This is a genomic window from Streptomyces sp. NPDC101227 (assembly GCF_044767545.1).
Lineage (GTDB): Bacteria > Actinomycetota > Actinomycetes > Streptomycetales > Streptomycetaceae > Streptomyces.
Map to the genome: position 1 here is coordinate 313,895 of NZ_JBIWOD010000009.1, position 26,896 is coordinate 340,790.

Annotated in this window: 20 protein-coding genes, 5 tRNA genes and 1 riboswitch; of the genes, 12 read left to right on the top strand and 13 right to left on the bottom strand. The window is 70.9% G+C overall.

What is annotated here, in order from left to right:
• The first annotated feature begins 36 nt into the window (after window positions 1–36).
• Together ACIRPT_RS23165 and bldC are read left to right on the top strand one after the other, a co-directional pair.
• Complete coding sequence (locus ACIRPT_RS23165; RefSeq protein ID WP_403829946.1) at window positions 37–873, top strand: hypothetical protein; 837 nt, start codon at window positions 37–39, stop codon at window positions 871–873.
• A 458-nt stretch (window positions 874–1,331) separates the two neighbouring features.
• The gene (gene bldC / locus ACIRPT_RS23170; protein ID WP_003949541.1) at window positions 1,332–1,538 is read left to right on the top strand and encodes a developmental transcriptional regulator BldC; all 207 of its coding nucleotides are present in this window, start codon (window positions 1,332–1,334) and stop codon (window positions 1,536–1,538) included.
• Between the two features lie 528 nt (window positions 1,539–2,066).
• On the opposite strand, the gene ACIRPT_RS23175 is transcribed toward bldC, so the two are convergent.
• The 3 genes from ACIRPT_RS23175 to hrpA all read right to left on the bottom strand — a co-directional run bounded on the left by ACIRPT_RS23175 (window position 2,067) and on the right by hrpA (window position 6,747).
• A complete protein-coding gene (locus tag ACIRPT_RS23175; protein WP_403829949.1) occupies window positions 2,067–2,300 on the bottom strand; it encodes a DUF6274 family protein in 234 nt (77 codons plus the stop codon).
• Window positions 2,301–2,552: 252 nt separating this feature from the next.
• Window positions 2,553–2,627 (bottom strand) — tRNA-Asp (locus ACIRPT_RS23180).
• Window positions 2,628–2,721: 94 nt separating this feature from the next.
• Window positions 2,722–6,747, bottom strand: coding sequence for an ATP-dependent RNA helicase HrpA (hrpA, locus tag ACIRPT_RS23185; protein WP_403829951.1), 4,026 nt, complete (start codon window positions 6,745–6,747; stop codon window positions 2,722–2,724).
• A 127-nt stretch (window positions 6,748–6,874) separates the two neighbouring features.
• Here hrpA and ACIRPT_RS23190 point away from each other — a divergent pair, with 127 nt between their 5' ends.
• Entirely contained in the window at window positions 6,875–7,951 is a 1,077-nt protein-coding gene (locus ACIRPT_RS23190; RefSeq protein ID WP_403829953.1) for an ABC transporter permease, read from the top strand.
• A gap of 73 nt (window positions 7,952–8,024) precedes the next feature.
• Window positions 8,025–8,231, top strand: coding sequence for a hypothetical protein (locus tag ACIRPT_RS23195; protein WP_403829956.1), 207 nt, complete (start codon window positions 8,025–8,027; stop codon window positions 8,229–8,231).
• 52 nt (window positions 8,232–8,283) lie between these two features.
• Here ACIRPT_RS23195 and ACIRPT_RS23200 read toward each other — a convergent pair.
• The 4 genes from ACIRPT_RS23200 to ACIRPT_RS23215 form a co-directional block, all read right to left on the bottom strand.
• Window positions 8,284–8,357, bottom strand: a tRNA-Phe gene (locus ACIRPT_RS23200).
• A 4-nt stretch (window positions 8,358–8,361) separates the two neighbouring features.
• Window positions 8,362–8,436: transfer RNA gene (locus tag ACIRPT_RS23205), tRNA-Asp, on the bottom strand.
• Window positions 8,437–8,484: 48 nt separating this feature from the next.
• Window positions 8,485–8,557 (bottom strand) — tRNA-Glu (locus ACIRPT_RS23210).
• An 82-nt stretch (window positions 8,558–8,639) separates the two neighbouring features.
• Window positions 8,640–10,262, bottom strand: coding sequence for a metallophosphoesterase (locus ACIRPT_RS23215; RefSeq protein WP_403829959.1), 1,623 nt, complete (start codon window positions 10,260–10,262; stop codon window positions 8,640–8,642).
• A gap of 129 nt (window positions 10,263–10,391) precedes the next feature.
• Here ACIRPT_RS23215 and ACIRPT_RS23220 point away from each other — a divergent pair, with 129 nt between their 5' ends.
• The 5 genes from ACIRPT_RS23220 (at window position 10,392) to ACIRPT_RS23240 (ending at window position 15,642) form a co-directional block, all read left to right on the top strand.
• Window positions 10,392–10,742, top strand: a complete 351-nt coding sequence (locus ACIRPT_RS23220; RefSeq protein WP_403500519.1) for a metallopeptidase family protein — start codon at window positions 10,392–10,394, stop codon at window positions 10,740–10,742.
• A 242-nt stretch (window positions 10,743–10,984) separates the two neighbouring features.
• Window positions 10,985–11,554: a hypothetical protein gene (locus ACIRPT_RS23225; RefSeq protein ID WP_403829962.1), complete on the top strand. Its 570-nt coding sequence runs from the start codon at window positions 10,985–10,987 to the stop codon at window positions 11,552–11,554.
• Window positions 11,555–11,792: 238 nt separating this feature from the next.
• Window positions 11,793–13,994, top strand: coding sequence for a DEAD/DEAH box helicase (locus ACIRPT_RS23230; protein ID WP_403829965.1), 2,202 nt, complete (start codon window positions 11,793–11,795; stop codon window positions 13,992–13,994).
• A 194-nt stretch (window positions 13,995–14,188) separates the two neighbouring features.
• Window positions 14,189–14,261: transfer RNA gene (locus ACIRPT_RS23235), tRNA-Lys, on the top strand.
• A 241-nt stretch (window positions 14,262–14,502) separates the two neighbouring features.
• The gene (locus ACIRPT_RS23240) at window positions 14,503–15,642 is read left to right on the top strand and encodes a PP2C family protein-serine/threonine phosphatase (protein WP_403830034.1); all 1,140 of its coding nucleotides are present in this window, start codon (window positions 14,503–14,505) and stop codon (window positions 15,640–15,642) included.
• A gap of 41 nt (window positions 15,643–15,683) precedes the next feature.
• Here ACIRPT_RS23240 and ACIRPT_RS23245 read toward each other — a convergent pair whose 3' ends face one another.
• Window positions 15,684–16,841: a DUF2332 family protein gene (locus ACIRPT_RS23245; protein WP_403829967.1), complete on the bottom strand. Its 1,158-nt coding sequence runs from the start codon at window positions 16,839–16,841 to the stop codon at window positions 15,684–15,686.
• Between the two features lie 493 nt (window positions 16,842–17,334).
• Window positions 17,335–17,468, top strand: a riboswitch (cyclic di-AMP (ydaO/yuaA leader).
• An 11-nt stretch (window positions 17,469–17,479) separates the two neighbouring features.
• Between ACIRPT_RS23245 and ACIRPT_RS23250 the strand changes: the two genes are divergently transcribed.
• On the top strand, window positions 17,480–18,658 hold the full coding sequence (locus ACIRPT_RS23250; protein ID WP_403829970.1) for a M23 family metallopeptidase: 1,179 nt from the start codon (window positions 17,480–17,482) through the stop codon (window positions 18,656–18,658).
• Window positions 18,659–18,776: 118 nt separating this feature from the next.
• Window positions 18,777–19,718 (top strand): aldo/keto reductase, encoded by a 942-nt coding sequence (locus ACIRPT_RS23255; RefSeq protein ID WP_403829972.1) that lies wholly within the window; start codon window positions 18,777–18,779, stop codon window positions 19,716–19,718.
• Window positions 19,719–19,800: 82 nt separating this feature from the next.
• On the opposite strand, the gene ACIRPT_RS23260 is transcribed toward ACIRPT_RS23255, so the two are convergent.
• On the bottom strand, window positions 19,801–20,103 hold the full coding sequence (locus ACIRPT_RS23260; RefSeq protein ID WP_403829975.1) for a hypothetical protein: 303 nt from the start codon (window positions 20,101–20,103) through the stop codon (window positions 19,801–19,803).
• A gap of 293 nt (window positions 20,104–20,396) precedes the next feature.
• Here ACIRPT_RS23260 and ACIRPT_RS23265 point away from each other — a divergent pair, with 293 nt between their 5' ends.
• Window positions 20,397–21,497 (top strand): MrcB family domain-containing protein, encoded by a 1,101-nt coding sequence (locus tag ACIRPT_RS23265; protein WP_403829978.1) that lies wholly within the window; start codon window positions 20,397–20,399, stop codon window positions 21,495–21,497.
• Window positions 21,498–21,510: 13 nt separating this feature from the next.
• Here the strand turns inward: ACIRPT_RS23265 and ACIRPT_RS23270 are convergent, their stop codons facing one another.
• The 4 genes from ACIRPT_RS23270 to ACIRPT_RS23285 form a co-directional block, all read right to left on the bottom strand.
• Window positions 21,511–22,872 (bottom strand): PrsW family intramembrane metalloprotease, encoded by a 1,362-nt coding sequence (locus ACIRPT_RS23270; RefSeq protein WP_403829981.1) that lies wholly within the window; start codon window positions 22,870–22,872, stop codon window positions 21,511–21,513.
• 52 nt (window positions 22,873–22,924) lie between these two features.
• Window positions 22,925–23,818, bottom strand: a complete 894-nt coding sequence (gene trmB, locus ACIRPT_RS23275; protein WP_403829984.1) for a tRNA (guanosine(46)-N7)-methyltransferase TrmB — start codon at window positions 23,816–23,818, stop codon at window positions 22,925–22,927.
• 120 nt (window positions 23,819–23,938) lie between these two features.
• Window positions 23,939–25,150, bottom strand: a complete 1,212-nt coding sequence (gene lhgO, locus ACIRPT_RS23280; protein ID WP_403829986.1) for an L-2-hydroxyglutarate oxidase — start codon at window positions 25,148–25,150, stop codon at window positions 23,939–23,941.
• 190 nt (window positions 25,151–25,340) lie between these two features.
• Window positions 25,341–26,789, bottom strand: coding sequence for an MFS transporter (locus ACIRPT_RS23285; RefSeq protein WP_403500557.1), 1,449 nt, complete (start codon window positions 26,787–26,789; stop codon window positions 25,341–25,343).
• Between the last annotated feature and the right edge of the window lie 107 nt (window positions 26,790–26,896).

The window sequence follows — 26,896 nt, forward strand, 5'->3', positions numbered from 1 at the left end:
ACGGGTCTGAACGGACTTCCTTCCGAAGGAGCGGGCGTGGCCTTGGCGTCGTCGGTGATGGTCCCGTATATGGCATATCTGCGGGTCTACGAGCCGCTGGCAGCGTTCCCCGAGCCGGAGCGCTCCCACTGGGCGCGCTATGCCAAGCGCGAGGACACCCCCACCGCCCAGGACGAGCAGCGCCGGGCGCTGGCCGATCTGCTGCCGGTGCCGCCGGTGCCGGTGCCGGTCCACGAGAGCGCCGACGCGTTCATCGCCGTCCTGGACGAGGTGATCTGCGTCTGCCCTTGGCGCACCCGGCTGCGGGGCTGGCAGGCGCTGGAGGTGCTGGAGGAACTGCTCCCGGCACCGGTTCTGGATGCGGCGCTGCCTCCGGTGGTGCGCCGGCAGGCCGCCACCGACTACGAGCAGTGGCGGGAGCGCAACCCTGACGCGCGGCCCTGGATCCGGGGCGCCAGCTGGCATGTCCCGGTCCGCTGGTTCGTGCTGTTCGAGGACGCCGAGCGCGAGTTCACCAAGGGTGACGAAGGCCCTCTGCTGCGTTACCGCACGCCAATGGTGCAGGCCAGGCGGCGGGTCGCGCGCGGACTTCGTACGCTGCGGAATTCGTTGGAGGAGGGTCCCTTGATCGACGGCCTGGTAGATGTGGGGCGCTGGCTCGAAGAATTCCACCCGCGATCTCTCGTGGAGCTGGATTACGGAGGCCTGGTGCACGCGGTGCCCGAAGGGCAGCTCGCCGAGGACCGTTCCGCCGCGGAAGTGGCAGAGGGGCTGGCGGCGCTGCGCGACGGGGACGGCGAGCGGGCCGGCGCCGCCTACGAGAAGCTCTCGGACCGGTGGCGCGCGGTGCGCGAGCGCCAGTTCTCCAGCTGAGGGCCGCGGGCGCGGGACGTAGGTCCTTTTCCGGGCGTTTGGAATAAGCGTGACCTAAAGCACTGACTTCGGGCCTTGCCACCAAGACGTACCCTCGTGCCAAAATAGGACAAGGAGCCTTACTGGGGCTCCTTCCGTCCAACTAAGGGCGGATAGATCGGTATTGCGCTCCTTGAGGGGACTCGTTACGCCTGATCACGTTGTGACTGATCGTCACGGTCGCGTGACTGTCCGTTATGGCATGGTCCATCGGCTTCCGCCGAGGTTGAACACCTGAGAGGGCAATTCCATCGGTTTGGCCGACGTGGCTGGACAGATGGTGTAGTTGTAGTGCCGAGGACAAGCCGTTCGTCCTATAACCGACTCGGCCCGCGTCCGCCATTTCGGGCAACGCGGGTCAAGGTGCAGAATTTAGAGGAAAGAACCGTGATGGTTCGGTTCTCCCGAGGAGGCCGCTCATGACCGCTCGCACCCCTGACGCCGAGCCGCTGCTGACCCCTGCCGAGGTTGCCACGATGTTCCGCGTGGACCCGAAGACGGTCACCCGCTGGGCCAAGGCAGGCAAGCTCACGTCCATCCGCACGCTCGGAGGGCATCGGCGTTACCGCGAGGCTGAGGTCCGCGCACTGCTCGCGGGTATCCCGCAGCAGCGCAGCGAGGCCTGAATAACCGCATAACCAGGTCTTTTTCGGGGCCCCCAACCCGGGAAATGCCGACTTTGCACCACATAGCTCGACCTGCTCCACCAAGCACTACAGCTCCATACGACGCGGCGCCTGCCCCAACAGGCCCCACACCCGCACCATCTGGGTACGTCACCGATCGCGCTGGACTCCGCCGGGTCCAGCGCGATTTTTTTGTGTACGGCCGCCCTCCGGCCGCTCATCGCAACTGGGTCGCCCCGGCGCCGACGTCGCCTCCGGCAGCGCTCAGCACGCCGTCAGGGGGTCTGGAGGGGGCACTCTGTGCGGACCTGGCGACCCCGGTCCCGGGGTCGCCGACAGGTAGTGCAATTGCACATATTAAATTGACCCGTTGTAGGGCGGGGGTAAGTTCCCTATCTCATGAAACTTGTTCGGTGACACCCGTCACATGCCGCAGTCCTTGAAGGGGTGCGGCGGCTGCGGTAGTGAACTTCCCGCTCGCCGCCCAACGGCCTCGCACCACAAGCACGGTGAGGCGGACGTCGTACGTCACTGAGCGGGCGGACTCTGGTCCTCCGCCGCAGGTAGCCCGCAGACCGCCGGCGACGAGGCGGCCGGCTCCGCGGGCGCGGCGGCTCCCGGGCGGGTCTTGCGCGGCTCCATGGCGAGCCGCAGCAGCCGATGGCAGACGGGGCAGTGCCGCGTCAGATGGCGGTACCTCGTGGCCGCCGAAAGATGGGCACGCAACAGCGCCCTGGTCTCGTGCCTTGCCGCAGTCGTCATCCGCACGCACCTCCCCGGCCCCCACGCTTTCTCTGTGAGTACCGGGGGCCCGTGTCGCCGTCAAGACGGCCCGGAGGGGCGGGAAGCCCGTACGGACGGCAAAAGGGCCCGCACCCTCGGAGGATGCGAGCCGTAAGAAAGACGCGGTGTTGACCGGATCTGATCCGTCCGGTCGCGGCCGGCGCCGCGGGCGCGGCCCGTGCGGACAGCAATACGGCCCGCATCGAGTGAACGATGCGGGCCGTAAAAAAGCGGTCCTGACGGGATTTGAACCCGCGGCCTCCACCTTGACAGGGTGGCGAGCACTCCAAACTGCTCCACAGGACCTTGCGTTTGCTTTCCGCTTGCGGCGGGCTGCGAAGCAAGACTCTACAGCAGGCCAGGGGGTGCGGTCGAACTCGATACCGGTGGCCGCCCGTCCTCAGGGCGCCGCGGCGTCCACGGCCTTCACGATGCGCTTGTCCGAGACCGGATACGCGGTCCCCAGCGCATGCGCGAAGTAGCTCACCCGCAGCTCCTCGATCATCCAGCGGATCTCCCGGGCCGCGGCCGGCACCGGCCGCCCCTTGGGGAACTGCTCCAGCAGCCAGGCGTATTCGTCCTGCATCTCCTTCACCTTCGCCATCCGGGTGCGGTCCCGCTCGGCGTTGGTGGGCAGCTGCTGGAGCCGGCGGTCGGCGGCCACCAGATAGCGCATCAGATCCGGCAGCCGCTTGGCGCCGTGCGCCGTGACGAAGCCCGGCCTGATCAGCGCCGCCAGCTGCTCCTTGATGTCCGTCAGCGACGGCAGCAGCGAGGGGAACGTCGTGTCCTTCAGCCGGCGCTCGCACGCCTGCCAGGCGGCCAGCACCTCCTGGACCTGCTGGATGGTCTTCAGGGTGGCGTCCACCAGGTCCGCGCGCACCGCGTCGAACAGCTTGCGGAAGGACTCCTCGTCCCACGCCGGGCCACCCCGCGCCGCGATCAGCCGGTCGGCGGCGGCGGTCACACAGTCCTCGAAGAGCGCCCCGATGGAACCGTGCGGATTGCGGGAGAGCGCGAGCTTCTGCTGGTTGCTCAGCTTGCCCTGGGCGAACTTGGCGGGGTTGGAGGGGACGTTGAGCAGGATGAGGCGGCGGGTGCCGGCCCACATCGCCTCCAGCTGCTCGGCCTCGGTGTCGAAGAGCCGTACGGCGACGCTGCTGCCCTCGTCCACCAGCGCCGGGTACGCCTTCAGCGGCTGGCCCGCGCGCCGGGTCTCGAAGGTGCGCGGCAGCGCGCCGATCGTCCAGGACGTGAGCCCCGTGCGCTGCTCCAGACCGGCCAGCGCCGCCGCCCCGTCACCCTTGGCGCCCTTGCCGTCCTTGGCGGGCCGTTCGGCGGCCTGCTCGAAGGCCTTGGAGATGGCGGCCCGGGTCTTCGGCTTGAGCTGCAGCCGCAGCGCCTCCAGGTCCTTGGCCTCGGCGAGCTTGCGGCGCCGCTCGTCGATCACCCGGAAGGTGATCTTCAGGTGGTCGGGAATCCTGGCGGTGTCGAAGTCGGCGGCCTCGACGGGGACGCCCACCATCCGCTGCAGCCCGGCGGCCAGAGAGGTGGTGAGGGCGCCTTGCAGGGGCACCGTGGAGTCCAGGAAACGGGCCGCGAAGTTCGGTGCCGGCACGTAGTTGCGGCGGATCGGCTTGGGCAGCGACCGGATCAGCTCCGTCACCAGCTGCTCGCGCAGGCCCGGGATCTGCCAGTCGAAGCCCTCGGAGGAGACCTGGTTGAGGACCTGGAGGGGGATGTGGACGGTCACGCCGTCCGCGTCCGCGCCCGGCTCGAACTGATACGTGACCTTGAACTTCAGCTTTCCCTGCCGCCAGGAATCCGGATAGTCGTCCTTGGTGACAGCCTCGGCGGATTCATTGATGAGCATCGAGTGCTCGAAGTTCAGCAGCTCCGGCTCTTCGTGGTGCTTCTTCTTCCACCAGGAGTCGAAGTGTGCGCCGGAGACGATGTCCGCCGGAATGCGCTGGTCGTAGAAGTCGAAGAGCGTCTCGTCGTCCACGAGAATGTCGCGGCGCCGGGCGCGGTGCTCCAACTCCTCGACCTCGCCGAGAAGTTTGCGGTTGTCATGGAAGAACTGGTGGTGAGTACGCCAATCGCCCTCCACCAGGGCATTACGGATGAACAGATCGCGCGAGGTCTCCGGGTCGATCCGGCCGTAGGTGACCTTGCGCTGCGCGACGAGCGGGACGCCGTAGAGCGTGACCCGCTCGTACGCCATCACCGCGGCCATCTTCTGTTCCCAGTGCGGCTCGCTGTACGTGCGCTTGACCAGGTGCTGGGCGAGCGGCTCGACCCATTCGGGCTCGATCTTGGCGTTCACCCGCGCCCACAGCCGGGACGTCTCGACCAGCTCCGCGGACATCACCCAGCGCGGGGGCTTCTTGAAGAGTGCGGAGCCGGGGAACACCGCGAACTTGGCGCTGCGGGCGCCCAGGTATTCGTTCTTCGCGTCCGTGTCCTTCAGCCCGATATGCGAAAGCAAACCGGAAAGCAGTGCGGTGTGAATGTGGTCCGGTGCGGCATCCTCCTCGCTGAGGTGAATGCCCATGGACTTGGCGACCGTACGCAGCTGCGAGTAGATGTCCTGCCACTCGCGTATCCGCAGATAGTTCAGGAACTCCGACCGGCACATTCGGCGGAAAGCGGACGACGAAAGCGTCTTCTGCTGCTCGCGGACATAACGCCAGAGATTGAGGAACGCCAGGAAATCGGACGTCTCGTCCTTGAAGCGGGCGTGCTGCTGATCGGCCTGCTGCTGCTTGTCCGAGGGCCGCTCGCGCGGGTCCTGGATGGACAGCGCCGCCGCGATGACCATGACCTCGCGGACACAGCCGTTGCGGTCCGCCTCCAGCACCATCCGCGCCAGCCGCGGGTCCACCGGAAGCTGGGAGAGCTTGCGCCCGACCTGGGTGAGCCGCTTCTTCGGGTCCTTCTGCTTGGTGTCGAGCGCGCCCAGCTCGCTCAGCAGATCGACGCCGTCCTTGATGTTGCGGCGGTCCGGCGGATCGATGAACGGGAACTTCTCGATGTCGCCGAGGCCGGCCGCGGTCATCTGCAGAATGACGGAGGCCAGATTCGTCCGGAGAATCTCCGCGTCGGTGAATTCCGGCCGGGCGAGGAAATCGTCCTCGGAATACAGCCGGATGCAGATGCCGTCGCTGGTGCGGCCGCAGCGTCCCTTGCGCTGATTGGCGCTGGCCTGCGAGACGGGCTCGATGGGCAGCCGCTGCACCTTGGTGCGGAAGCTGTAGCGGGAGATGCGGGCCATGCCCGGGTCGATGACGTACCGGATGCCCGGGACGGTCAGCGAGGTCTCGGCGACGTTCGTGGCCAGCACGATCCGCCGGCCGGTGTGCCGCTGGAAGACGCGGTGCTGCTCGGCGTGCGACAGCCGGGCGTAGAGCGGCAGCACCTCCGTCGACCGGAGGTTCTTCTTTATGAGCGCGTCCGCGGTGTCGCGGATCTCCCGCTCACCGGAGAGGAAGACCAGGATGTCGCCCGGCCCCTCGGCCTGGAGCTCGTCCACCGCATCGCAGATCGCGGTGATCTGGTCGCGGTCACTGTCCTGACCGCCCTCTTCCAGGAGCGGCCGGTAGCGCACCTCTACGGGATACGTACGGCCGGAGACCTCGACGATCGGCGCCTCGCCGAAGTGCCGCGAGAACCGCTCCGGATCGATGGTCGCGGAGGTGATGACCACCTTGAGATCCGGCCGTTTGGGCAGCAGCTGCGCCAGATATCCCAGGATGAAGTCGATGTTGAGGCTGCGCTCGTGGGCCTCGTCGATGATGATCGTGTCGTACTGGCGCAGCTCGCGGTCCGTCTGGATCTCGGCGAGCAGAATGCCGTCCGTCATCAGCTTGACGAGCGTGTCGCCGCCGACCTGATCGGTGAACCGGACCTTCCAGCCGACCGCCTCGCCCAGCGGCGTGCGCAGCTCCTCGGCGACCCGCTCGGCGACCGTACGGGCCGCGATCCGGCGGGGCTGGGTGTGCCCGATCAGGCCCCGCACGCCCCGTCCGAGCTCCATACAGATCTTGGGGATCTGCGTCGTCTTGCCGGAGCCGGTCTCACCGGCGACGATCACGACCTGGTGGTCGCGGATCGCCGCGAGGATGTCGTCCTTCTTCTGGCTGACCGGCAGCTCTTCGGGATACGTGATCTCCGGCACGGCGGCGCGGCGCTGGGCGACCCGCAGCTCCGCCTCGTCGACGCCGTCGGAGATCTCGGCGAGCACGGCCGCGCGGGCCTCGGGCTTGCGGATCCGGCGTGCGCCGTCGAGCCGGCGCCCCAGCCGCTGCTGGTCGCGCAGCATCAGCTCGGGGAGGCGCTCCAGCAGGGCTGGCAGGGTGGGCGTGGTGCCGCCGGGCGAGGTGGGAGCGGTGCCGTCGGGCAGGGCGGAGGCAGGCTGACTGGACATACGTCCCCCAGGATCTCACCTTGCTGAATCGCGTGGCGAACCATTTGCGGGCGGCCGGCCACAAGACTGCGCGCGGTCGGGTGATCCGCGCGGGTATGTCAGGGAATCGTCCTTTAGCGTGTTTCTCATGTCCGAAAAGCGCGGCACATCCGCGCCGCACGGGGCGCACGGACGGCCGCTGACCAGCGACGAGAAATGGGCGACGATCAAGGCGTCGCCGTTCTTTCCCGCGATCGTCCTCGTCTTCATCCTCGCCGCGGCCGCGGGCCTCTTCGCCGGCTCGTACACCTATGCCATGGCCAACCCGACGCCGCGCCACATCCCGACCGCCGTGATCGGCCTCCGGGCCTCCCCCTCGGAGCGGGCGTTCGCCGGGGGCATGGAGAAGGCACTGCACGGCACGCTGCGGCTGACCGAGTACGCCGGCTACGCCGAGGCCGTGCGGGCCGTCGAGGAGCAGCGGGAGTTCGCCGTCCTGCGGCCCCGCGGCCGGGCGGTGGAGCTGGACGTGGCAGGCGCCGCGGGCGCGTCCGTGGCGCAGCTGCTGGCCGAGACGGGCGCCAAGGTCGGCAAGGCGGCCGGCGTGGACGTCCGCATCCGGGACATCAAGCCGCTCCAGAGGGGCGACCCCCGCGGCCTCGCGCTCTTCTACATCTCACTGGCCGCCGTGATCATCGGCTTCGTCGGCGCGATCCAGCTCAGCGTGCACGCCCGCGCCCTCAACCCGGCCGAACGCATCGCCTTCACGATCACCTACGCCCTGGTGGGAGGCTTCGCCATCGTCGCGGTGGTCGACTGGTGGCTGGGCGCCCTGCGTCTGCCGTTCATGGCGTCCTGGGCGATCCTGGCGCTGACGATGTTCACCACCGGCATGGTCTTCTCGATGTTCAACACCCTGATGGGCCGCTGGGCGATGATCCCCACCTGGGGGCTGATGGTCCTGCTGGGCAATCCTTCCTCCGGCGGGGCGGTCTCCTGGCCTCTGTTGCCGTCCCCCCTCGGCCATATCGGCCGCTGGCTGCCTCCCGGCGCCTCGGTCAACGCCCAGCACACCGCCGTCTACTTCGGCGGCTATCAGCACCTCTTCCCGTATCTGGTGCTGGCCGGCTGGGCGGTGGTGTCCTGCACCGTCTTCTGGGTGTGGCGGCACCGCCATCCGGGTGGGCGGGAAACCGGGACACCGGAACATGCGGCGGATGCCTGAGGTTGCCGGCCGCATGTCGCCGCCCGCGTGAAAAAAGGGCGCTCACCCGGACGGGCGACCCGACAATGCCCGCATGAACAAGGGATTACGTTGCACAGCCGGGGTCGCCACCATGGCCGCCGGTATCGCCTTCGCCGCCTGGCTGGTCTTCGGCGCGCCGCACGACTGGGAAGGCGAGGTGCGCTGGCTGCGCCTGGCGCTGGGGCTCGGGGCGACGGCGGTCATCAGCGGCGGCGCCCGGCTGATCTTCTGGGTGCCGACGAGCGAGCGCACCCCGTAGGGGAACGAAGAAGGCCCCGGTTCAAAGAACCGGGGCCTTCTTCCAATGGGTGTGGCTGGGGCCGGGGTCGAACCGGCGACCTATCGCTTTTCAGGCGATCGCTCGTACCAACTGAGCTACCCAGCCGCAGCGGTCCTGACGGGATTTGAACCCGCGGCCTCCACCTTGACAGGGTGGCGAGCACTCCAAACTGCTCCACAGGACCTTGCATTGCGCGAAAGCGGCCTGAGCCAGTCTCGCACACGGTGATGCGTGCCCCCAACGGGATTCGAACCCGTGCTACCGCCTTGAAAGGGCGGCGTCCTGGGCCACTAGACGATGAGGGCTGGTGGCCACCTTGGCGTCGTTACCGGCGCCGTCGGGGACGTGAGAAGCATATGGGATGGGAGGACGGTTCGCCAAAACGGTTTACCGGGGGCGGTTGCCGGGGCTGTGGGAAGGACTCCTGGTCGAGCGCTCGGAGGGATCGGAGGAGGAGCCGGAGGAGGGGCTCGGGGACGGGATGGCGCCCGGATGGTTCTCGCGGGGGAGGTGGCGGCTCACCTCGGCGCGGGACAGGCCCAGGCCGCCGAGGGTGATCTCGTCCCAGGCCTGCAGTCGTTTGGTCCTGCGGTCCAGATAGAGCACCGATGCCTCGACCGGAGCGGGCTTCTTGTTCTGCACGGCGCGCAGCCCGCCGCCGCCCGTCGAGCCCTCCACCATCAGCCGGGTGCCCTGGGGCAGCGTGGTGTTCTCGCGGTGGTGGATGTGCCCGGCGAGGGCCAGCGGGGCCAGGCCGTCGGCCTCGGTCGCGGCGGCGGGGTTGTGGGCCAGCGCGATGTCGACGGGCGTACCGGCCAGCCGCTGGGTGCGCAGCGAGTCGGCGAGCCGGCCGCCGGCCGTGCGCTCCGCGGGGTCGCCGGCCGCCACCACGGAGCGGTCCGGCGTGAACTGCGGGTCTCCGACGCCGGCGATCCGCACCCCGGCCACCTGGGTGACCTTGCCGCGGTCGAGGACGATGACGTGCCTGCGGCCGGTCAGGTACTTCTGCGTGGTGCGCGAGTCGTGGTTGCCGCGCACCCAGACGTACGGGGCGCCGAGGGTGGAGACCGGGTCCAGGAAGTGGTTCTCGGCGGCCGAGCCGTGGTCCATGGTGTCGCCCGTATCGACGATCACGTTGATGCGGTACTGCTCGACCAGGGAGGCGATGATCCGCCAGCTTCCGGGGTTGAGGTGGATGTCGGAGACGTGCAGGACGCGGATGGTGCTGGGGTCGGGCTGGTAGACGGGCAGCGTCGAGGCGGCGTCGTACAGCTTGGTCATGTTGGTGACCAGGCGCGCCAACTCCTGCTGATAGACGTTGAATTCGCTGACGATGTTGCGGGCGTTGCCGACCACGGACGGGGCCGAGGAGAGCAGTCCGGAGAACTTCGGCTCCAGCACGGACTGGGGGTTCCAGGTGGCGTACGCGGTGCCCGCGGAGGCGGCGAGGAGGGTGAGGGCGAGGCCGCCGGCGGCCAGGGCGCGGCGCGGGCGGCGGTGGACGGCCAGGCTCAGCGCGGCGGCGCCGCAGGCCACCGCGGCGCAGGAGTGGAAGGCCAGCCCGATGGCGCCGCGGGTGATGTCGTGGGTGACCTCGGCCTGGAGGCCGGCGAACCGCTCGGGGCGGTCGACCAGCGCCTGGGAGCGGACCGGATCCAGCCGATCGACGTCGACATCGAGCCGCAGTGGCGCGTAGTGGCTGTTCAGCTCCAGGTCGCCCAGGGGAGCGACGTCGATCCGGGTGCCGCCGGTCAGGGAGGGCCGCAGCCTCATGCTCGTGTCCATCGGGCCGACCGGGACATGGGCGGTGCCGAGGGTGAGCAGTCCCAGCCAGGCGCCCAGGACGGTGACGGCTATCAGGCCGAGGGCGCGGGCGTACGGCCGCGGCGGCTGGACGACATCGGCCATCAGGGGCGGTGGAGGTGCCTTCCGCGCCCGTGAGGCAGGTGCCCTTACGGCATCGGGGAGGGTGTCTGCGGTCGGTGTCCGGGAGCGCGCTGCGCGGTCCATTGGTCCCGTATGCCCCCAAGTGGCGGTCATTAAGCGGGGAGCGGGCGGCTCCGTGAGGCAGGGGGCGGGCCGCGCCGGGAGTGTGTCCATGGGGCGCACGGGGGCGGAGGTGCGGGGGAGAATGGTGGTGTGCTGGAAATGACGCGCGAGGAGTTCGAGGAACTGGTCGCCGAGGCGCTGGACCGGATCCCGCCGGAGCTGACCCGGCTGATGGACAACGTGGCGGTCTTCGTCGAGGACGAGCCCCCGGCCGCCGACCCCGACCTGCTCGGGCTGTACGAGGGGACGCCGCTGACCGAGCGCGGGGAGTGGTACGCGGGCGTGCTGCCGGACCGGATCACCATCTACCGGGGGCCGACCCTGCGGATGTGCGCGTCACGCGAGGACGTGGTCGCGGAGACGGAGGTGACGGTCGTTCATGAGATCGCCCACCACTTCGGGATCGACGACGAGCGGCTGCACGCGCTGGGCTACGGCTGACCGGATCCGGCGCCCGGCGCGCGTGTCCTCAAGTGGCGGGCGGGAGTTGGGCAGGGAGTCCGTACCGCCGCCCCTGCGCTCCGGATCCGGAGGTCCCACCCGTGCGCCCGATCGCGTCAGGTCATTCGTCTCATATCCCTTCCGTTCGCATTCCCCCGGCCCGCGTCCCGTCGGACGGAGCCCGCTCGGACGATGCGTCCCCGTCGTCGGCCGGGCGGCCGCTGGCCCGCGTCACCGCCGCCATGGTGACCGTCTCGGCGCTGGCCGCGTCGCTGGCCGGCTGCATGAGCGTCAGCGACGCGGAGCCGCCGAAGCCGTCGGGCAGCGCCGCGCAGCAGCACGGTGACGGCAGGGACGCCCAGGCGCGCCCCGGCGGGCTGGCGCCGGACGGGCGCGGCGGCGCGCCGCGCCGGACGGTGCGGGGCGACGGGGAGCGGCGGCCCGCGGACGACGGTGCGGACGAGGAGGACCCCTCGGCGGATGCCACGCCCACGACGCCCGAGCGCAGCCCGTCGCCGCGGCCGGCGGAGCCTTCCGGCCCGGTGCCCAGCGACGGGAAGGGCCACGGCGGGCACGGCCGGCCGTCCGGAGGCGGCTCCGCGGACCCGCTGCCCTCGAGCCCCGGCCGGCCGTCCTCCTCGCCGGCCTCGCCGACCCCCACTACGCCCACCGCCGAGCCGACCCAGCCGCCCAGCGGTCCCCCGCAGCCCAGCTCGCAGGCCTCCGGTCAGTCGCCTTCCGCTTCGATGCCCGAATCCGCGCCCGGTTCGATGTTTTCGCAGGTGGGGCCGGGTGAGTGGCCCGATGCGTAGGGGGCGCGGACAGGGGCGCGTACGGTGGTGAGGCCGGGTCGGCCGGGAGGGCATTTGCCTTCCGGGGGGCAGGGTGCGTATGGTGGTAGATCGTTTGATCCCATTTGCCCGGCGCCAGAACAGAAGCGCGCCGCGTGGCGCGTTCTCTCCCTTGCCGTGGCTGACCGCATAGAGGCGGTCGTGTGAAACACACGGAGTTTGGGCGCGTGCCGAGACTCCGGAAGGTTTCGCATTTCGCATGTCAATTTCCACTGAGCAGTCCGTCATGCCCGCAGCCGATGAGCAGACGGCTCCCGAGGCGATCGAGACGGTCGAGTCGACGGACACCGTCGAGGCCGCTGAGGCCGCTGAGCCCACCGAGGCTGCCGAGCCGACGATCACCTTCGCCGACCTCGGACTGCCCGAGGGCGTCGTCCGCAAGCTTGCGCAGAACGGCGTCACCACCCCCTTCCCGATCCAGGCCGCGACCATCCCGGACGCCCTGGCCGGCAAGGACATCCTCGGCCGTGGCCGCACCGGCTCCGGCAAGACGCTCTCCTTCGGTCTGCCGACCCTGGCCCAGCTGGCCGGCGGTCACACCGAGAAGAAGAAGCCGCGCGCCGTCATCCTCACCCCGACCCGTGAGCTCGCGATGCAGGTCGCGGACGCCCTCCAGCCCTACGGCGACGTCCTCGGCCTGAAGATGAAGGTCGTCTGCGGCGGTACGTCCATGGGCAACCAGATCTACGCGCTGGAGCGCGGCGTCGACATCCTCGTCGCCACCCCCGGCCGCCTGCGCGACATCATCAACCGCGGCGCGTGCTCGCTCGACGCCGTCCAGGTCGCCGTCCTCGACGAGGCCGACCAGATGTCCGACCTGGGCTTCCTGCCCGAGGTCACCGAGCTGCTCGACCAGGTGCCGGCCGGCGGTCAGCGGATGCTCTTCTCCGCCACGATGGAGAACGAGATCGGCACGCTGGTCAAGCGCTACCTGAGCAACCCGGTCAGCCACGAGGTCGACAGCGCCCAGGGCAACGTCACGACCATGACCCACCACGTCCTCGTCGTGAAGCCGAAGGACAAGGCGCCGGTCACCGCCGCCATCGCCGCCCGCAAGGGCCGCACGATCATCTTCGTCCGCACCCAGCTGGGCGCCGACCGCATCGCCGAGCAGCTCGTCGACGCGGGCGTGAAGGCCGACGCGCTGCACGGCGGTATGACGCAGGGTGCGCGCACCCGCGTCCTCGCGGACTTCAAGGACGGCTACGTCAACGCGCTGGTCGCCACCGACGTCGCCGCCCGCGGTATCCACGTCGACGGCATCGACCTGGTCCTGAACGTCGACCCGGCCGGCGACCACAAGGACTACCTGCACCGCTCGGGCCGTACCGCCCGCGCCGGCCAGTCCGGCACCGTCGTCTCCCTGTCGCTGCCGCACCAGCGCCGGCAGATCTTCCGGCTGATGGAGGACGCGGGCGTGGACGCCTCGCGCCACATCGTCGGTGGCTCCGGCGCGTTCGACGAGGACGTCGCCAAGATCACCGGTGCGCGCTCGCTCACCGAGGTCCAGGCCGACGGCGCCAACAACTCCGCCAAGCAGGCCGAGCGCGAGGTGGCCGAGCTCACCCGCGAGCTGGAGCGTCTGCAGCGCCGCGCCACCGAGCTGCGCGAGGAGGCCGACCGGCTGACCGCCCGTGCCGCCCGCGAGCGGGGCGAGGACCCGGCCGAGGCGCTCGCCGCCGCCGCCGAGACCGCCGAGGCCGAGGCCGCCGCCGCGGCCACCGTGCCGGCCCAGGCGACGTCGGACGAGGCGTCGAACCGCTCGTACGAACGCCGGGACGACCGGGGGAACTTCGAGCGCCGGGAGCGCCGCGACGACCGTCCGGCCGGCCGTTCCTTCGACCGTCGTGACGACCGTTCCGGTGGCGGTTTCAACCGCGACCGTCGTGACGACCGTTCCGGTGGCCGTTCCTTCGACCGTCGTGACGACCGCTCCGGCGGTGGCTTCAACCGCGACCGTCGCGATGACCGTTCCGGTGGCGGTTTCAACCGCGACCGTCGTGACGACCGTTCCGGTGGCCGTTCCTTCGACCGCCGTGACGACCGTCGTGACGACCGTTCCGGTGGCCGTTCCTTCGACCGTCGTGACGACCGTTCCGGTGGCCGTTCCTTCGACCGTCGTGACGACCGTTCCGGTGGCGGCTTCAACCGTGACCGCGGCGACCGCCCGAGCCGCCCGTTCAACCGTGACGACCGCTCCGCCGGCCGTCCCTCCGGTGGCTACCGTTCCGGTGGCGGCGACCGCCCGTTCAACCGTGACGACCGCTCCGGTGGCCGTCCCTCCGGCGGCGGCTACCGCTCCGGTGGCGGCGACCGCCCCCACGGCCACCGTGGCTCCGGCACCGCGACCGGCTCCTTCGGCCGCCGCGAGGACAAGCCGCGCTGGAAGCGCAACGGCTGATCGCTGATCCGCTGATCCACCGCAGGGCTCGTACGACACGCAAGTGCCGTACGGGCCCTGCGCGTTGGGTGCCGCGCGGGCGGCGGTGACGCCGGTTTCTCCGGCCCCGTCGAGGAGTCCGGGCGGCCCGTCGAGGGGGCCAATGGGTAATGCCTTCGGGCTGCGGCGCGTCCTCGGGCTATGCTGCTCGGTGCGGGCCATTAGCTCAATTGGCAGAGCAGTGGACTTTTAATCCATTGGTTCAGGGTTCGAGCCCCTGATGGCCCACCGGTTGAGTGCTGGTTCTGACGTCCTGTGGGGCTGTGACCAGTGGATTGGCCCCGGTACGCGAGAGCGGCCGGGGCCTTTCGCATATCCGCGCCACCGGCCCCGTGCAGCCGCGGCCGGTCCTTCCGCTTCGGTGCCCGGACTCGCGTGACCCGTACGGCCCAGGACAATTCGCTGACCGGCCGCGCACCCGAAACCCTTGGGAGTCGACAGCCTTGGCGGTGAGAAGAGGCCGGTGCGGATGCTTGGAGGCGGCGGGAACCGTACGGGTGCACAGGAGCGGGCGGCGCGCCGCGCCGGGATGACCCCGCTCGGCCGTCGCCTGGCCCGCTGGCTCCCCGCCGTCCTGATCGTCGGCGGCTTCGCGTTCGACATGAGCACGCCGCCCCAGTACACCGCCGCGCCGTTCTTCTCCGCGGCTCCCTTGATCGCGGCGCCCCTCTTCTCCCTGCGTGCCACGGCCGTCACGGTGATCGCCGCGGCCGTGAGCGAGTACGTGGTCGTCATGTACCACAGCACGAAGGACAACACCGAGTCGGTCACCGAGGCCCTGACCGTCTTCGTCGTCGCTTTTCTCGCGCTCGGCATCAACCGGGTCGTCCGGCGCAGCGACGCCCGGCTCGCCTCCGTACGCGATGTCGCCGAGGCCGCCCAGCTCGCCCTGCTGCCCACCCCGCCCGACCGGATCGGCGGGCTCGCGGTCGCGGCGCGCTATGTGGCCGCGCAGGCCGACGCCCGGATCGGCGGCGACCTCTACGCGGTGCAGGAGACGCCGCACGGCGTACGGCTGATCGTCGGCGATGTCCGGGGCAAGGGGCTGGAGGCGGTGGAGGCCGCGGTGGTCGTCATCGGCGCCTTCCGGGAGGCGGCGGAACAGGAGGCCACCCTGGAGGCGGTGGCGGGCCGGCTGGAGCGGGCGCTGCAACGGGAGGGCGGGCGGCGCGCGGGGCTGGACCAGGTCGAGGGGTTCACCACGGCCGTCCTGGCGGAGATCCCGTCCGGCACGCACTCCGTACTGCGCGTCCTCAACCGTGGTCATCCGGCCCCGCTGCTGCTCGCCCCCGACGGCGGGCTGTGCGAGCTGAGCCCCGCCTCGCCCGCGCTGCCGCTGGGGATGAGCGAGATCGCGGGGTGGCCGGACCGGGTGGACGAGACGTTCTTCCCGGCCGGTTCGCTGTTGCTGCTGTTCACGGACGGGGTGACCGAGGCCAGGGACCGGGCCGGCCGCTTCTACGACGCGCCGGACCGGCTGCGCGGCCGTCACTTCCCGGGACCGGATGTCCTTCTGGACGTGCTGGTCGACGACGTCGCCCGGCACACGGGCGGGCCGCAGGCGGACGACATGGCGCTGCTGGCGGTGCAGCGGCCGCTGGGGGAGTAGCTCGTCCGGCGGGTGTGGCTAGATCGTCCGGCGGGTGCGGTTCATCCGGCGGGTGTGTTCTCGGTGAGCAGGCGCAGGCTCGCGCCGTCCGGGCCGGTGAGGGCGACCGGGCGCTCGTCCAGCGCGAGGGTCAGCAGGTGGGCGTCCTCGGGGCGCGGGGCGTGCTGGGCCGGGGCGGCGATCCAGGGGAGGACGGTGTGGTGCTCGTGGGAGATCCAGTGGCCGGGGCCGTCCCGCTCGGCGAGCAGCGACCGTACGAGAGCGGCGAACTCCTCGCGGCGGGCGAGCGGGAGGGTGCCCAGGACGGCCGTGTGGAAGATGACCAGCGTCGCCTCGGACGGGGCCTCGGCGGCCAGCGCGGGCAGCTCGTCGAGGAGATCGCCGCGCACGATCCGGGGGCGGGGCGCGGGGCGTACGGCTTCCACGGCGGCCGCGAGCCGGTCGGCACGGTCCTGGCTGTGGGGGCTGTAGGCGCCGTGGGCGCCGTGGCTCTCGTCCGCGGGCCAGCGCAGGGCCTGGAGCCAGCGGAGGTCGTCGCGTTCGGCGACCGGGTCGAGCGGGTCGGGGTCGATGCCGGCGCGCCAGACGATGTCGGGGAGGCGGGTGAGGGCTGCCGGCGCGACGGGGGCGGGGCCCGGGGCGTGGCCGGGGCCTGCGGTGCTCGTACGGCACACGAAGGTCACCGGGCTCCCGGGCGCCCCGAATTCCGTTCCGGGGCCCGCGCCGTCCCCCTCGTACCGGTAGCGGTACCGATCGGGCTGCAGGCACAGGCCCGCCGCCGCCCCGACCTCCAGCAGCGCCAGCGGCTGCGGCAGGCGGGCGAGCAGCGGCAGCAGCGTGGCGCAGTGCGCCGGTTCGCCGGTCCGGTCGGCGCGCCGCATGATGACGGCACGGACCTCGTCCCAGTGCCGGACGGTCCACTCGCGCCAGCGTCCGTAGGCCGTCTCGTCGCGCGGTCCCAGCTCGGCGTGCGGCCCGTCGAGATAGCGGACGGCGGCCAGGAGGAGGGTGGGCCGCTGTTTGTTCCCGGCCGGCAGCGATCCCGACAACAGATCGCAGAACTCGGCGTCGTGGCTGATCCGGGCGGTCAACTCCGCGTGGGCGTCGGACCGTCCCCGCGCCTGCTGCCAGGAGAACTCCCGGTACCGATCCGCCACTGTCTGCGCGCTGTTCACGACGTTGACCACGTTGACGACCATGATCCGACGTTACTGCTCTCACGCTGCGTAATGAGCGGGCACCCCTCCGCATAACAACTGACGCACAATCACCGGAAGATCGTTTAGCCGGGCCCGGTCAACTCGCCCCCTTTGTGACCCTCGTGGGCGAAAAAGTCCATGCCAAAGCTCATGCGGAGCGCATACGGATTCCCCGGAAGGCTTGGAAAATGGCGGCGATCTCTATTACTGTCCGATAACGGAGCGCGGTCGTCCCAGCCGTCGCAGAGGCGGCGCCGCGCGCCTACGCCGAATCCCGCAAGCGCACGCCATGCACGTCGCACGTCATCACGGCACGCAGGAGCACCCGTACGGATCGAGCGCATGTGCACGGACGGGCGCCAGTGGGCACTGAACATCGCCGACCGGCACCGCACCGCACGACCGCTCGTTCCATGCGACCCGCGCCCCCGCGCCGCCCGTGCTGTCCGCGTCATCTGCACCATACGCACGATCCGCACCATCTGTACGGCATGCATGAACTGCACCGAGGGAACCGGGGAACCACCACCTTGGGGTGAATCGGACGCCTCCCACCAGAGGCGCCCGTAGGAGACCTTCCTGCTCCGAACCCGTCAGCTAACCCGGTAGGCGTGAAGGAAGGAAAGGAGTGCGCCCCAGTGGCGTCCAACAGGCCTGCCCCCGAGGTTCCGTCCGCCGCCCACCTCGATGACCGGGGTCCGTTCGACGACGGAGGCCGTTTCGAGGGCCCCGGAGTCGTCTACCAGGGCGGCGTCCGCGACCGCGAGCGCGACGGCGCGCGCGACGGCGACGGACCGTGGGAAGAGTGGAACCCCACCGAGGAGTCCGTCCGGTCCGTCCGCGGCAAGCACCGGGTGGCCAAACAGCGCGGCGGCGGACTCGCACGCAGCGGTACGGTCCTGGGCGTCGGCGTCATCGCGGCGGTCGGCGCGGGCGGCATGGCATCGGCCGAGGGCCGCCCGCCGGTCCCGATCTCCATGCCCGACATCGGCGGCATGGCCCACGACATCGCCGAGAAGCTGCCGGACGCCGAGTCCCTCCCCGGCATAGGCGGCCTCATATCCGACTCCGGGCCGTCGGGCTCCGGTACGGGCGCCGACTCCTCGTCCCCCCACGCCGCCGGCCCCCTCTCCCAGGCGGGCCTCACCCAGCACGAGGCGGCCCAGGGCACCGGCGCCGGCGAGGCGCTGCGCCACCGCATCCTCCAGCAGGCCGACGCGCAGCAGGGCGCCGCCGAGCAGGAGCAGCGCGAGGCCGCCGAAACCGCCGCCGTCGACCGGGCCGAGAAGGACGCCACCGCGCACCACGCCGCCGCCGAGAAGGCCGCGGCCGCCAAGCGGGCGGCGGAGCTCGAGGCCAAGCGGCAGGCGGCGGAGGCGGCGCGCAAGAAGGCCGAGGCCGAGCGCCTCGCCGAACTGGCCAAGAGCTTCATCACCCCGGTGGCCTCCTACACCCTCACCGCCAGCTTCGGCCAGGCGGGCGACCGCTGGGCGGCGGACCACACCGGGCAGGACTTCGCCGCACCGACCGGCACTCCCGTCAGGGCGGTTCACTCCGGCACCATCACGCAGGCGGGCTGGGCCGGTTCGTACGGCTACCGCCTCGTCGTCACCCTCGACGACGGCACCGAACTCTGGTTCTGCCACCTGTCGTCCATGGTGAAGACCTCCGGCAAGGTCAGCACCGGCGACGTCATAGCCCGCGTCGGCGCCACCGGCAACGTCACCGGCCCGCACCTCCACCTGGAGGTCCGCCCGGGAGCCGGCGATCCGATCGACCCGATGCCGTGGCTGCGGGACCACGGGCTGAACGTCTGATGTGACGGGGGGGGAGGCGAACAACCTCCCGAAGCGACCTGCCGGAGCACCTCCCGGGAACAACATCCCGGAGCAGCTCCCGGGAATAACTTCCCTCCCCCCAACGCTGCAACAACGCATGACCGCAACACGCACCCCCCTCGGCTCGCTCTCCGTCTCGCCCCTCTCCCTCGGTGGCAACGTCTTCGGCTGGACGGCGGACGAGGCCGAATCCTTCGCCGTACTCGACGCGTACGTGGCCGGCGGGGGCAACTTCATCGACACCGCCGACGTCTACTCGGCCTGGGTCCCCGGCAACCAGGGCGGTGAGTCGGAGACCGTCATCGGCAACTGGCTGGCCTCCCGCGGCAACCGCTCCGACGTCGTCATCGCCACCAAGGTGGGCGCCCGCCCCGACCTCAAGGGCCTGTCCGCCGCCACCATCAAGACCGCGGTCGACGCGTCCCTCACGCGCCTGCGCACCGACTACATAGACCTCTACTACACCCACTACGACGACGAGTCCCTCGAGGTCGGGGAATTCCTCACGGCCCTCGACGACCTCGTCCGGGCCGGCAAGGTCCGCGAGATCGCCGCCTCCAACATCTCGGCGAAGCGCCTGGAGGAGTCCCTGGCCTTCTCCGCCCGCGAGGGCGTGGCCCGTTACGTGGCCCTCCAGCCCCACTACAACCTGGTCTCCCGCGACACCTACGAGGGCGAGCTCGCCGACGTGGCCGCCCGCCACGGCGTGGCCGCGGTCCCGTACTACGCCCTCGCCTCCGGCTTCCTGACCGGCAAGTACCGCCCGGGCACCACCGTGGACAGCGCCCGCTCCACAGGCGCCGCCCAGTACCTGTCCACCGACCGTGGCCCCCGCGTCCTCCAGGCCCTCGACACCGTCGCCGCCGCCCACGACGCCGAGGTCGCCACCGTCGCCCTCGCCTGGCTCGCCGCACGGCCCACGGTCGCCGCCCCGATCGCCAGCGCCCGCACGGTCGCTCAGCTCCCGGCCCTCCTGGCGGTCACCGACCTGACCCTCACAGAGACCGAACTGACCCTCCTCAACGAGGCGTCGGCGTAACGGCCCGACCTCCTCGACCTCGACGCGCGGACGGGGCCGGCGGCACCTCGGCCCCGCCGGCCCCGTACCCGCCTCGACCCACCTACCCCCGCCGATCCACCACCGCCCACGACGCCACGGCAACCCCACCCGCCACCGCAAACACCGCGGGCCAGGCCCCGATCTTCTTGGCGAGGGGGTGGGAGCCGGCGAAGGCGGCCACATAGGCCCCACCGAGCCCCGCCGCCGTGGGCCCACCGGCCTTCCGCAGCCACTCCCTGCCCGCCACGGCCCCCGCCGCAGCCAGCACCACACCGCCTAGTGGCCGCTTCTTCGTCCAGCGGGCCACGCCATAGCCGCCGATGATGCCGCTTGCGGCCACTATTGCGGTCGGAACTCCAGCCATCACCACAACCTCCTCATCAAGGGACAAGCCGTCCTGACTTTACGCGCGGTGGATCGGAGGGAGCGGGGCGGTCGACCGTCCGGCCGGCCCATCTAGATGGCTGGTGGTCTCGACGTCGCGGACAATGTGGCCGTCAAAAAGACCCAGGTCCCTTAGGCGGAAGGCACACTCGAGGAAGGTGTTGCTACTGAGGTCCCGTACCGCATCCCAGCTGGTCCATGAATGCTGCTGGAAACCATCGACTTGGCGTGAACGTCATCCGTGACCCGTGGAGTCTCGTTAGTTTTTTGGCCATGGGTATACGCGATCTCCTCCTCGACGTGGCGGAAAAGTTCGACACCACGCTCACCACTACGAGCGGGAACCCGGGCCAAGACGTTTTGAAGGATGCAGGCGCTCGTCTGGCAGGCGCCCTGCCCTACGGCATGAAGGCGGAGGGGCACGGTGGACAGGGCGGGGCCGCGGCAACCCCGTGGATTCGGGTGTTTGATCCGGCTTCCGGGGGCCGCGGCACGAATGGGCTGTACCTCGCCTACATCTTTGCGGCAGACCTGGAGTCCGTTGCGCTGACGCTTCAACAGGGAGTCACCGTGTTCAGGGAGCAGCTGAACACAACTGGGCAGGGGCTCCGTACCCACTTGGCAGTCAGGGCCCAATCGTTGCTGGCCGAACTCCATCGTGGGCTTGTCGCGGACTGGACCGACAGGCCACAGTTCAAGGATCGCGGTTGGCGTCCCCGCGCGTATGAAGCCAGCAGTGTCGCTGCGCGCTGCTACGAGATCAGTCAACTCCCGAGCGAGGGCGACCTCTGCGCGGACCTTGGCAACATGACGACGATCCTCAAGGCGGCCCTTGATGTGGAACCGCTGATTGAGGTGGTGAGTAAACCCAGCGGGCCCATAGTGGAGTACACCGGCCACGCCCATGGCACGTACAGGGGGCTGGAGGGGTTCCGCCCCAAGACGGGCGACGATTACGTCGTACAGATCGCCGCACGTGAGGAGCGGAGGAAGCAAGTTCACGAAGGCCTGATTCAGCGATTCGGACCGTACATCCTGGGGCGAGGTTTCACACCGGTCACGGAGCAGGTGCACCCACGCGATCTTGTACTTCGGGCAAGTGGCGCCGAATGGCTGGTAGAGGCCAAAGCGGTGAAGAAAGGCAACTCCACTCAGGCGGTACGCGAGGCAGTCGGCCAGCTCTTGGAGTACAGCCACTTCTGGTACACGCAGAAGAACGAGCCCAGGCCGCACCTCTTGGGGCTTTTCTCGGAAGACATTGGCGTCTACGCCAGATATCTCGAACACCATGACATCGGGTCGATTTGGTGCACGACGGAGGGGTGGGCGGGGTCTGCCTCGGCGGTCGCATGGGGAATGACGGACGGGAACTAACCGGACGGGGCCGTCAGGAGTCGTACGGGCTCGCTTCATCGAGGCGATAGGACGGCTGAGCGGTCGGGAAACGCGGCAGGGGCGGCCAAGCCCGATGCGTACGCATCAACGCCTCCGCCAACGCCCCCTGCGCCCAAGGCTGATACCCCCAAAGCTGCAGCAGCAGCTCCTGCTCCCGTGTGCTGAAGTCGCCGGCAGGCCCCGTCAGATGGGCCCGCCGCCGGTGGAAGGACAGGGTCGTGGCCAGGTTGGTGTATTCGGCTACCGCTCGGGCGGCGGTGGGGCCTTGGGTGCGGCGGGCTATGGCGCGGGCCAGGGTGCGGGTTTTGAGGGAGGAAAGGGCGGTGGGTTCGGCGGGGGCGAGCCAGCCGGTGGCCGTGTAGGGGGCGAGGTAGTTGCGGAGGGAGAGGAGTTCCTGGTGGCGGGACCAGATCGCCAGCCAGGTGAGAGCGGTGAAGACGGGGACCATGAAGAGGCCGTAGACGGTGATGAAGCCGAGGTCGCCGAGGGAGGTCGCGCCGTTCCAGATGGCGTGGAGGAGGACGGCGGTGAGCAGGCCCAGGAGGACGATCGCGGCGCGGGTGGGGCGGCGGCGGTGGTGGCGGGTGGCGGCTATGCCGAATGCCAGGCCGGTGAGCATGGTGAAGAGGGGGTGGGCGAAGGGGGAGACGACGATGCGGATGAAGAAGGTGCCGGCGGTGAGGGAGTGCAGGCCGGAGTGGCCCATGGACTGGTCCTCGCCGAAGGCGTTGCCGAGATAGAGAATGTTCTCGGTGAAGGCGAAGCCGGTGGCGCTGAGGCCGGCGATGACGAGGCCGTCCGTGATGCCGTCGAAGTCGCGCCGGCGGAAGCGGTAGAGGAGCAGGACGGCGGCCGCCTTGACGGATTCCTCCACGACCGGGGCGATGACCGTCGAACCCCAGGCCCGGGCGTCGGACCGGGACGCGCCGATGACATTGGTGGCCAGCCAGTCGGTGGCGAAGCCGTTGGCGAGGATCGCGACCAACGTGGCCGCGCACGCTCCCCAGGCGAACGCGAACGCGAGGTTGCGCCACGGCTCGGGTTCTATGCGGTCCAGCCAGCAGAACGCCGCTATGAGGGGCGGCACGGGGAAGACGGCGAGGCCGAGGCCGACCAGGAAGCCCTCGGTGCCGGTCTGGTGGCGGACGATGGCGAGGATGATCACGCCGGAGAGCGCGAGGAGTGAGACCAGGGTGATCGCGCGGGCGGTCTTGCCGTGCCAGGGCGCCGGGCGGCGTCGCGGGTGTGGGCCCGGGTGTGGCTGCCGGTGGAGCCGGTGTGTGTCGGTGTCCGGGTGCGGGTGGGGCGCGTACGCCGGGAGGGGCGGCTGCGGGGGCGGCTGGGACGGGTACACCCATCGACCTTACGGGCCGAGCCGGCGGCGGTAACGAGGGCCTTTCCGGCGCCTAGGGACGCCGCCGGAACATCAGGTCGTGGACGACATGTCCCTTGTCCAGCCCCTGCCCCTCGAACTTGGTGAGGGGGCGGAAGTCGGGCCGGGGCGCGTACTCGGGGTGGAGGTTCTCGAGCGTCGGCTCGGCGGAGAGGACCTCGAGCATCTGCTCGGCGTACGGCTCCCAGTCGGTGGCGCAGTGCACCAGTGCGCCGGGGGCGAGCCGGGTGGACGCCAGAGCGACGAATTCCGGCTGGATCAGGCGGCGCTTGTGGTGGCGCTTTTTCGGCCAGGGGTCGGGGAAGAAGACGCGCAGGCCGGCGAGGGAGCCGGGCGCGAGCATCTCGCGCAGGAGGATGATCGCGTCGCCGTTCGCGACCCGGATGTTGGACAGGCCGTTCCGCTCCGCGAGACCGAGCAGATTGCCCTGGCCGGGAGTGTGCACGTCACAGCCGAGGATGCCGGTGTCCGGGTCGGCGGCGGCCATCTGGGCCGTGGCCTCACCCATGCCGAAGCCGATCTCCAGGACGACCGGCCGGCCGTCGAAGAACGCGTCCAGATCGATGAGGGAGAGCCCGTCGATGTCCCGGCCCCACTTCGGCCACAGACGTCGCAGCGCATCGGCCTGTGAGGGCGAGACGCGGCTGCGGCGGGGCTGGAAGGAGCGGATCCGACGCTCGTGATGCGAGCCCGCGGGGTCGGCGGCGGGGCCGGTCCCGTCGGGGAACATCGGCTCGCCGCGGCGCGGCACGGCCGCCGATGCGGCGGTGGCACCGAGGCGGGGGGCCTCCTGCGGCGCGGTGCTCGCGGCGGTGGCAGGGGCCTGCGCGCCGGTTTCCGGGCGGTCGGCCTCGGGGGCGTCGGCCTTGGTGGCGTCGGTTGCGGGGATGGCGGGATTCTCGGACACAGTGTGTTGATTCTACGGATGGTGGGGAGCGGCGGGATCCGGCCGCGGCGCGGGCGAGGATTACGGCCCGGGCGGCCCCGCTGACCCGGGGTGCTCACGCCCCTCAGCCGTCGGCGCCGGTCAGCCCCCCACCACCCCCAAAACCCTCCGCGCCACTTCCCGCCCGATGGGCAGCGACGCCGTGGCGGCCGGCGACGGCGCGTTGAGTACATGGACCATGCCCGGCGATTCCGCGAAGAGGAAGTCGTCGACGAGGGTGCCGTCGGGGAGGACCGCCTGGGCGCGGACGCCGGCCGGGGCGGGCAGGAGGTCCTCCTCCTGGGCGGCCGGGAGGAGGCGGCGGACCGCGTCGGTGAAGGCGTGGCGGGAGAGGGAGCGGTGGAGTTCGCCGGCGCCGTAGCGCCAGTGGCGGCGGGCTATGCGCCAGGAGCCGGGGTAGGCGAGGGTGCCGGCGAGGTCGGCGGGGCGGATGGTGCGCCAGTCGTAGCCCTCGCGGGCGAGGGCGGGGACGGCGTTCGGGCCGATGTGGACGGCGCCGTCGACGCCTCGGGTGAGATGGACGCCGAGGAAGGGGAAAGCCGGGTCGGGGACGGGGTAGACCAGGCCGCGGACCAGACCGGCGCGCTCCGGGGCGAGGGTGAAGTACTCGCCGCGGAACGGGACGATCCGCATGCCGGGGGCGTCGCCGGCCAGCCGGGCGATCCGGTCGCAGTGCAGGCCGGCGCAGTTGACCAGGGCGCGGGCGCGGTGGACCGTCCCGGAGGCCGTACGGACCGCCACCCGGCCGGAGCGGCGGCCGATCGTCGTCACCTCGGCGCCGTACACGATGCGGGCGCCGGCGTCCGTGGCGAGCGCGGCGTACTGGCGGGCGACCGCGCCGAAGTCGCAGACGCCGGTCGTGCCGACATGGATGGCGGCCAGGCCGCACACCTCGGGCTCGTACTCCGCTATCTGGGCGGGGCCCAGCTCACGCACCGGCAGGCCGTGTTCGCGGCCGCGCTGGATCAGGCCGTGCAGCCGCGGCAGCTCGCTGCGGTCGGTGGCGACGATCAGCTTGCCGGTGACCTCGTGCGGGATGTCGTACTCGGCGCAGAACTTGACCATCTCCGCCGAGCCCTGGAGGGCGTAGCGGGCCTTGAGGGAGCCGGGCGGATAGTAGATACCGCTGTGGATCACGCCGCTGTTGCGGCCGGTCTGATGGCGGGCGGGCCCCGGCTCCTTCTCCAGCACCACGACGCGCGTGCGCGGCGCGGCACGCGTGATCGCATACGCCGTAGAGAGCCCGATGATGCCGGCACCGATCACCAGCACATCGCAGTCGTACGCCGCCACTGCACCTCCCCAACCGGATCACCGCAGGTCCGCCCCTGGCCGGGGACCCGCGCGTCATTGCCGACGACGTACTCCATCATGACGGCCACCACTGACAATGCGGCGGGGACGAGCCGCGGCGGGCACGAGCCGTGGCCCGCCGCCCGGCCCGCGCAGGCCCGGCCTCGACGCTCCCGCCCCACCATGGCTCCTACGCGGGCGCCGCCAGCAGCGGCCGCGCCCGCTCGCGCAGCTCCACCACCCGCGGCTCGTCGCCGTACGGCTCCAGGCGGTGCAGCAGATCGCGGACGTACTCGGTGGTGCGGGCCGAGGAGATCCGGCCGGCCACCTCGACCGCGCGGGTGCCCGCGGCACACGCCGCGTCCAGGTTGCCCGACTCCAGTTCGGCCACCGCGGAGACCACCAAGCGCAGCCCGTGCGAGCGGACGAATTCCTCCGTGGGACGGGAGAGCGCCTGCTCCGTGAAGCGGCGGACCTGGCGCGGCAGCCGCAGGTCGCGGTAGCACTCGGCGGCGTCGGCGGCGAACCTCTCGTAGGAGTAGAAGTCCAGCCAGGAGGGGTCCGGGTCGCCACTGCGGGAGCGTTCCAGCCAGCCCTCGGAGGCCTTCAGCGCCACCTCGCAGGCGCGCGCCTCGCCGGCCTTGGCCTGCGCCCGCGCCTCCACCAGGCGGAAGAAGCTCATGGTGCGCGCGGTGGCCAGGCCGCGGTTGCGCTCCAGGGCGGCCTGGGCGAGATCGACGCCCTCGTCGGCGAAGCCCCGGTACGTCGCCTGGAGGGACATCGAAGCCAGGACGTAGCCGCCCAGGGGGACGTCGGCGGCGGCGCGGGCGAGCCGCAGCGCCTGGATGTAGTACCGCTGCGCGGCCTCCTGCTGGCCCGTGTCGAAGGCCATCCACCCGGCGAGCCGGGTGAGTTCGGACGTCGCGCCGAACAGCGCCCGGCCGACCTCGTCGCTGTACGAGGCGAGAAGTAATGGCGCCGCGTCCACCCGCAGGCACTCCGGCACCATCGACGAACGCCAGTCCCCGCCGCCGTACTTGGAGTCCCAGCGGCGCGCGTCCTCGGCCGCCTCGCGCAGCTTGGAGACATCGCTGTGGCCGACATGCTGCGGGATCCCGGCGTCCCCGGCGGCCGCGGCATCCTTGTCGCGGGCCTCGGCCGCCTCTCTGGCCACCGAGCTGTCGGCGGGAGATATCAGCCAGCGTGAGGCCGGCGTCGCATACGCGCTGACGGCGAACGATCCGGCCAGGCTCTGCCAGATGCCGCCACCACCGCCCCGCCGCCCGGCCAGATCAAGTCGGTAGAGCTCGGTCGCGGACCGCACCGCCGCGCCCACATCGCGGGGAAATGCCAGGCCTACCTCGGGCGCCGGGTCCGCGTCGGCCAGTCCGATCTCGTGCAGCGGCACCGGCCGGCCGAGCTTGCTGCCGATCGCGGACGCGATCAGATGGGGCGCGGCGCCCTGCGGCACCATGCCCTTGGAAACCCACCGGGCCACCGACGTCTTGTCATAGCGAAGCGTCAGTCCGCGCTGCGCCCCGAGGTCGTTGACCCGGCGCGCCAGTCCGGCATTGCTGATACCCGCGAGGGCGAGTACGGTGCCGAGCTTTTCGTTCGGCCCGCGTATATCCCTGGACATGCGCACCCCTCGACACAGCGACAGCCTCCCCGGTACCCCGGGGCATGCGTCCACCCAGAGTAGTTCGCCGGATCCCGACCGTTAAGAGTCGGTCTCCCGGATGGCGA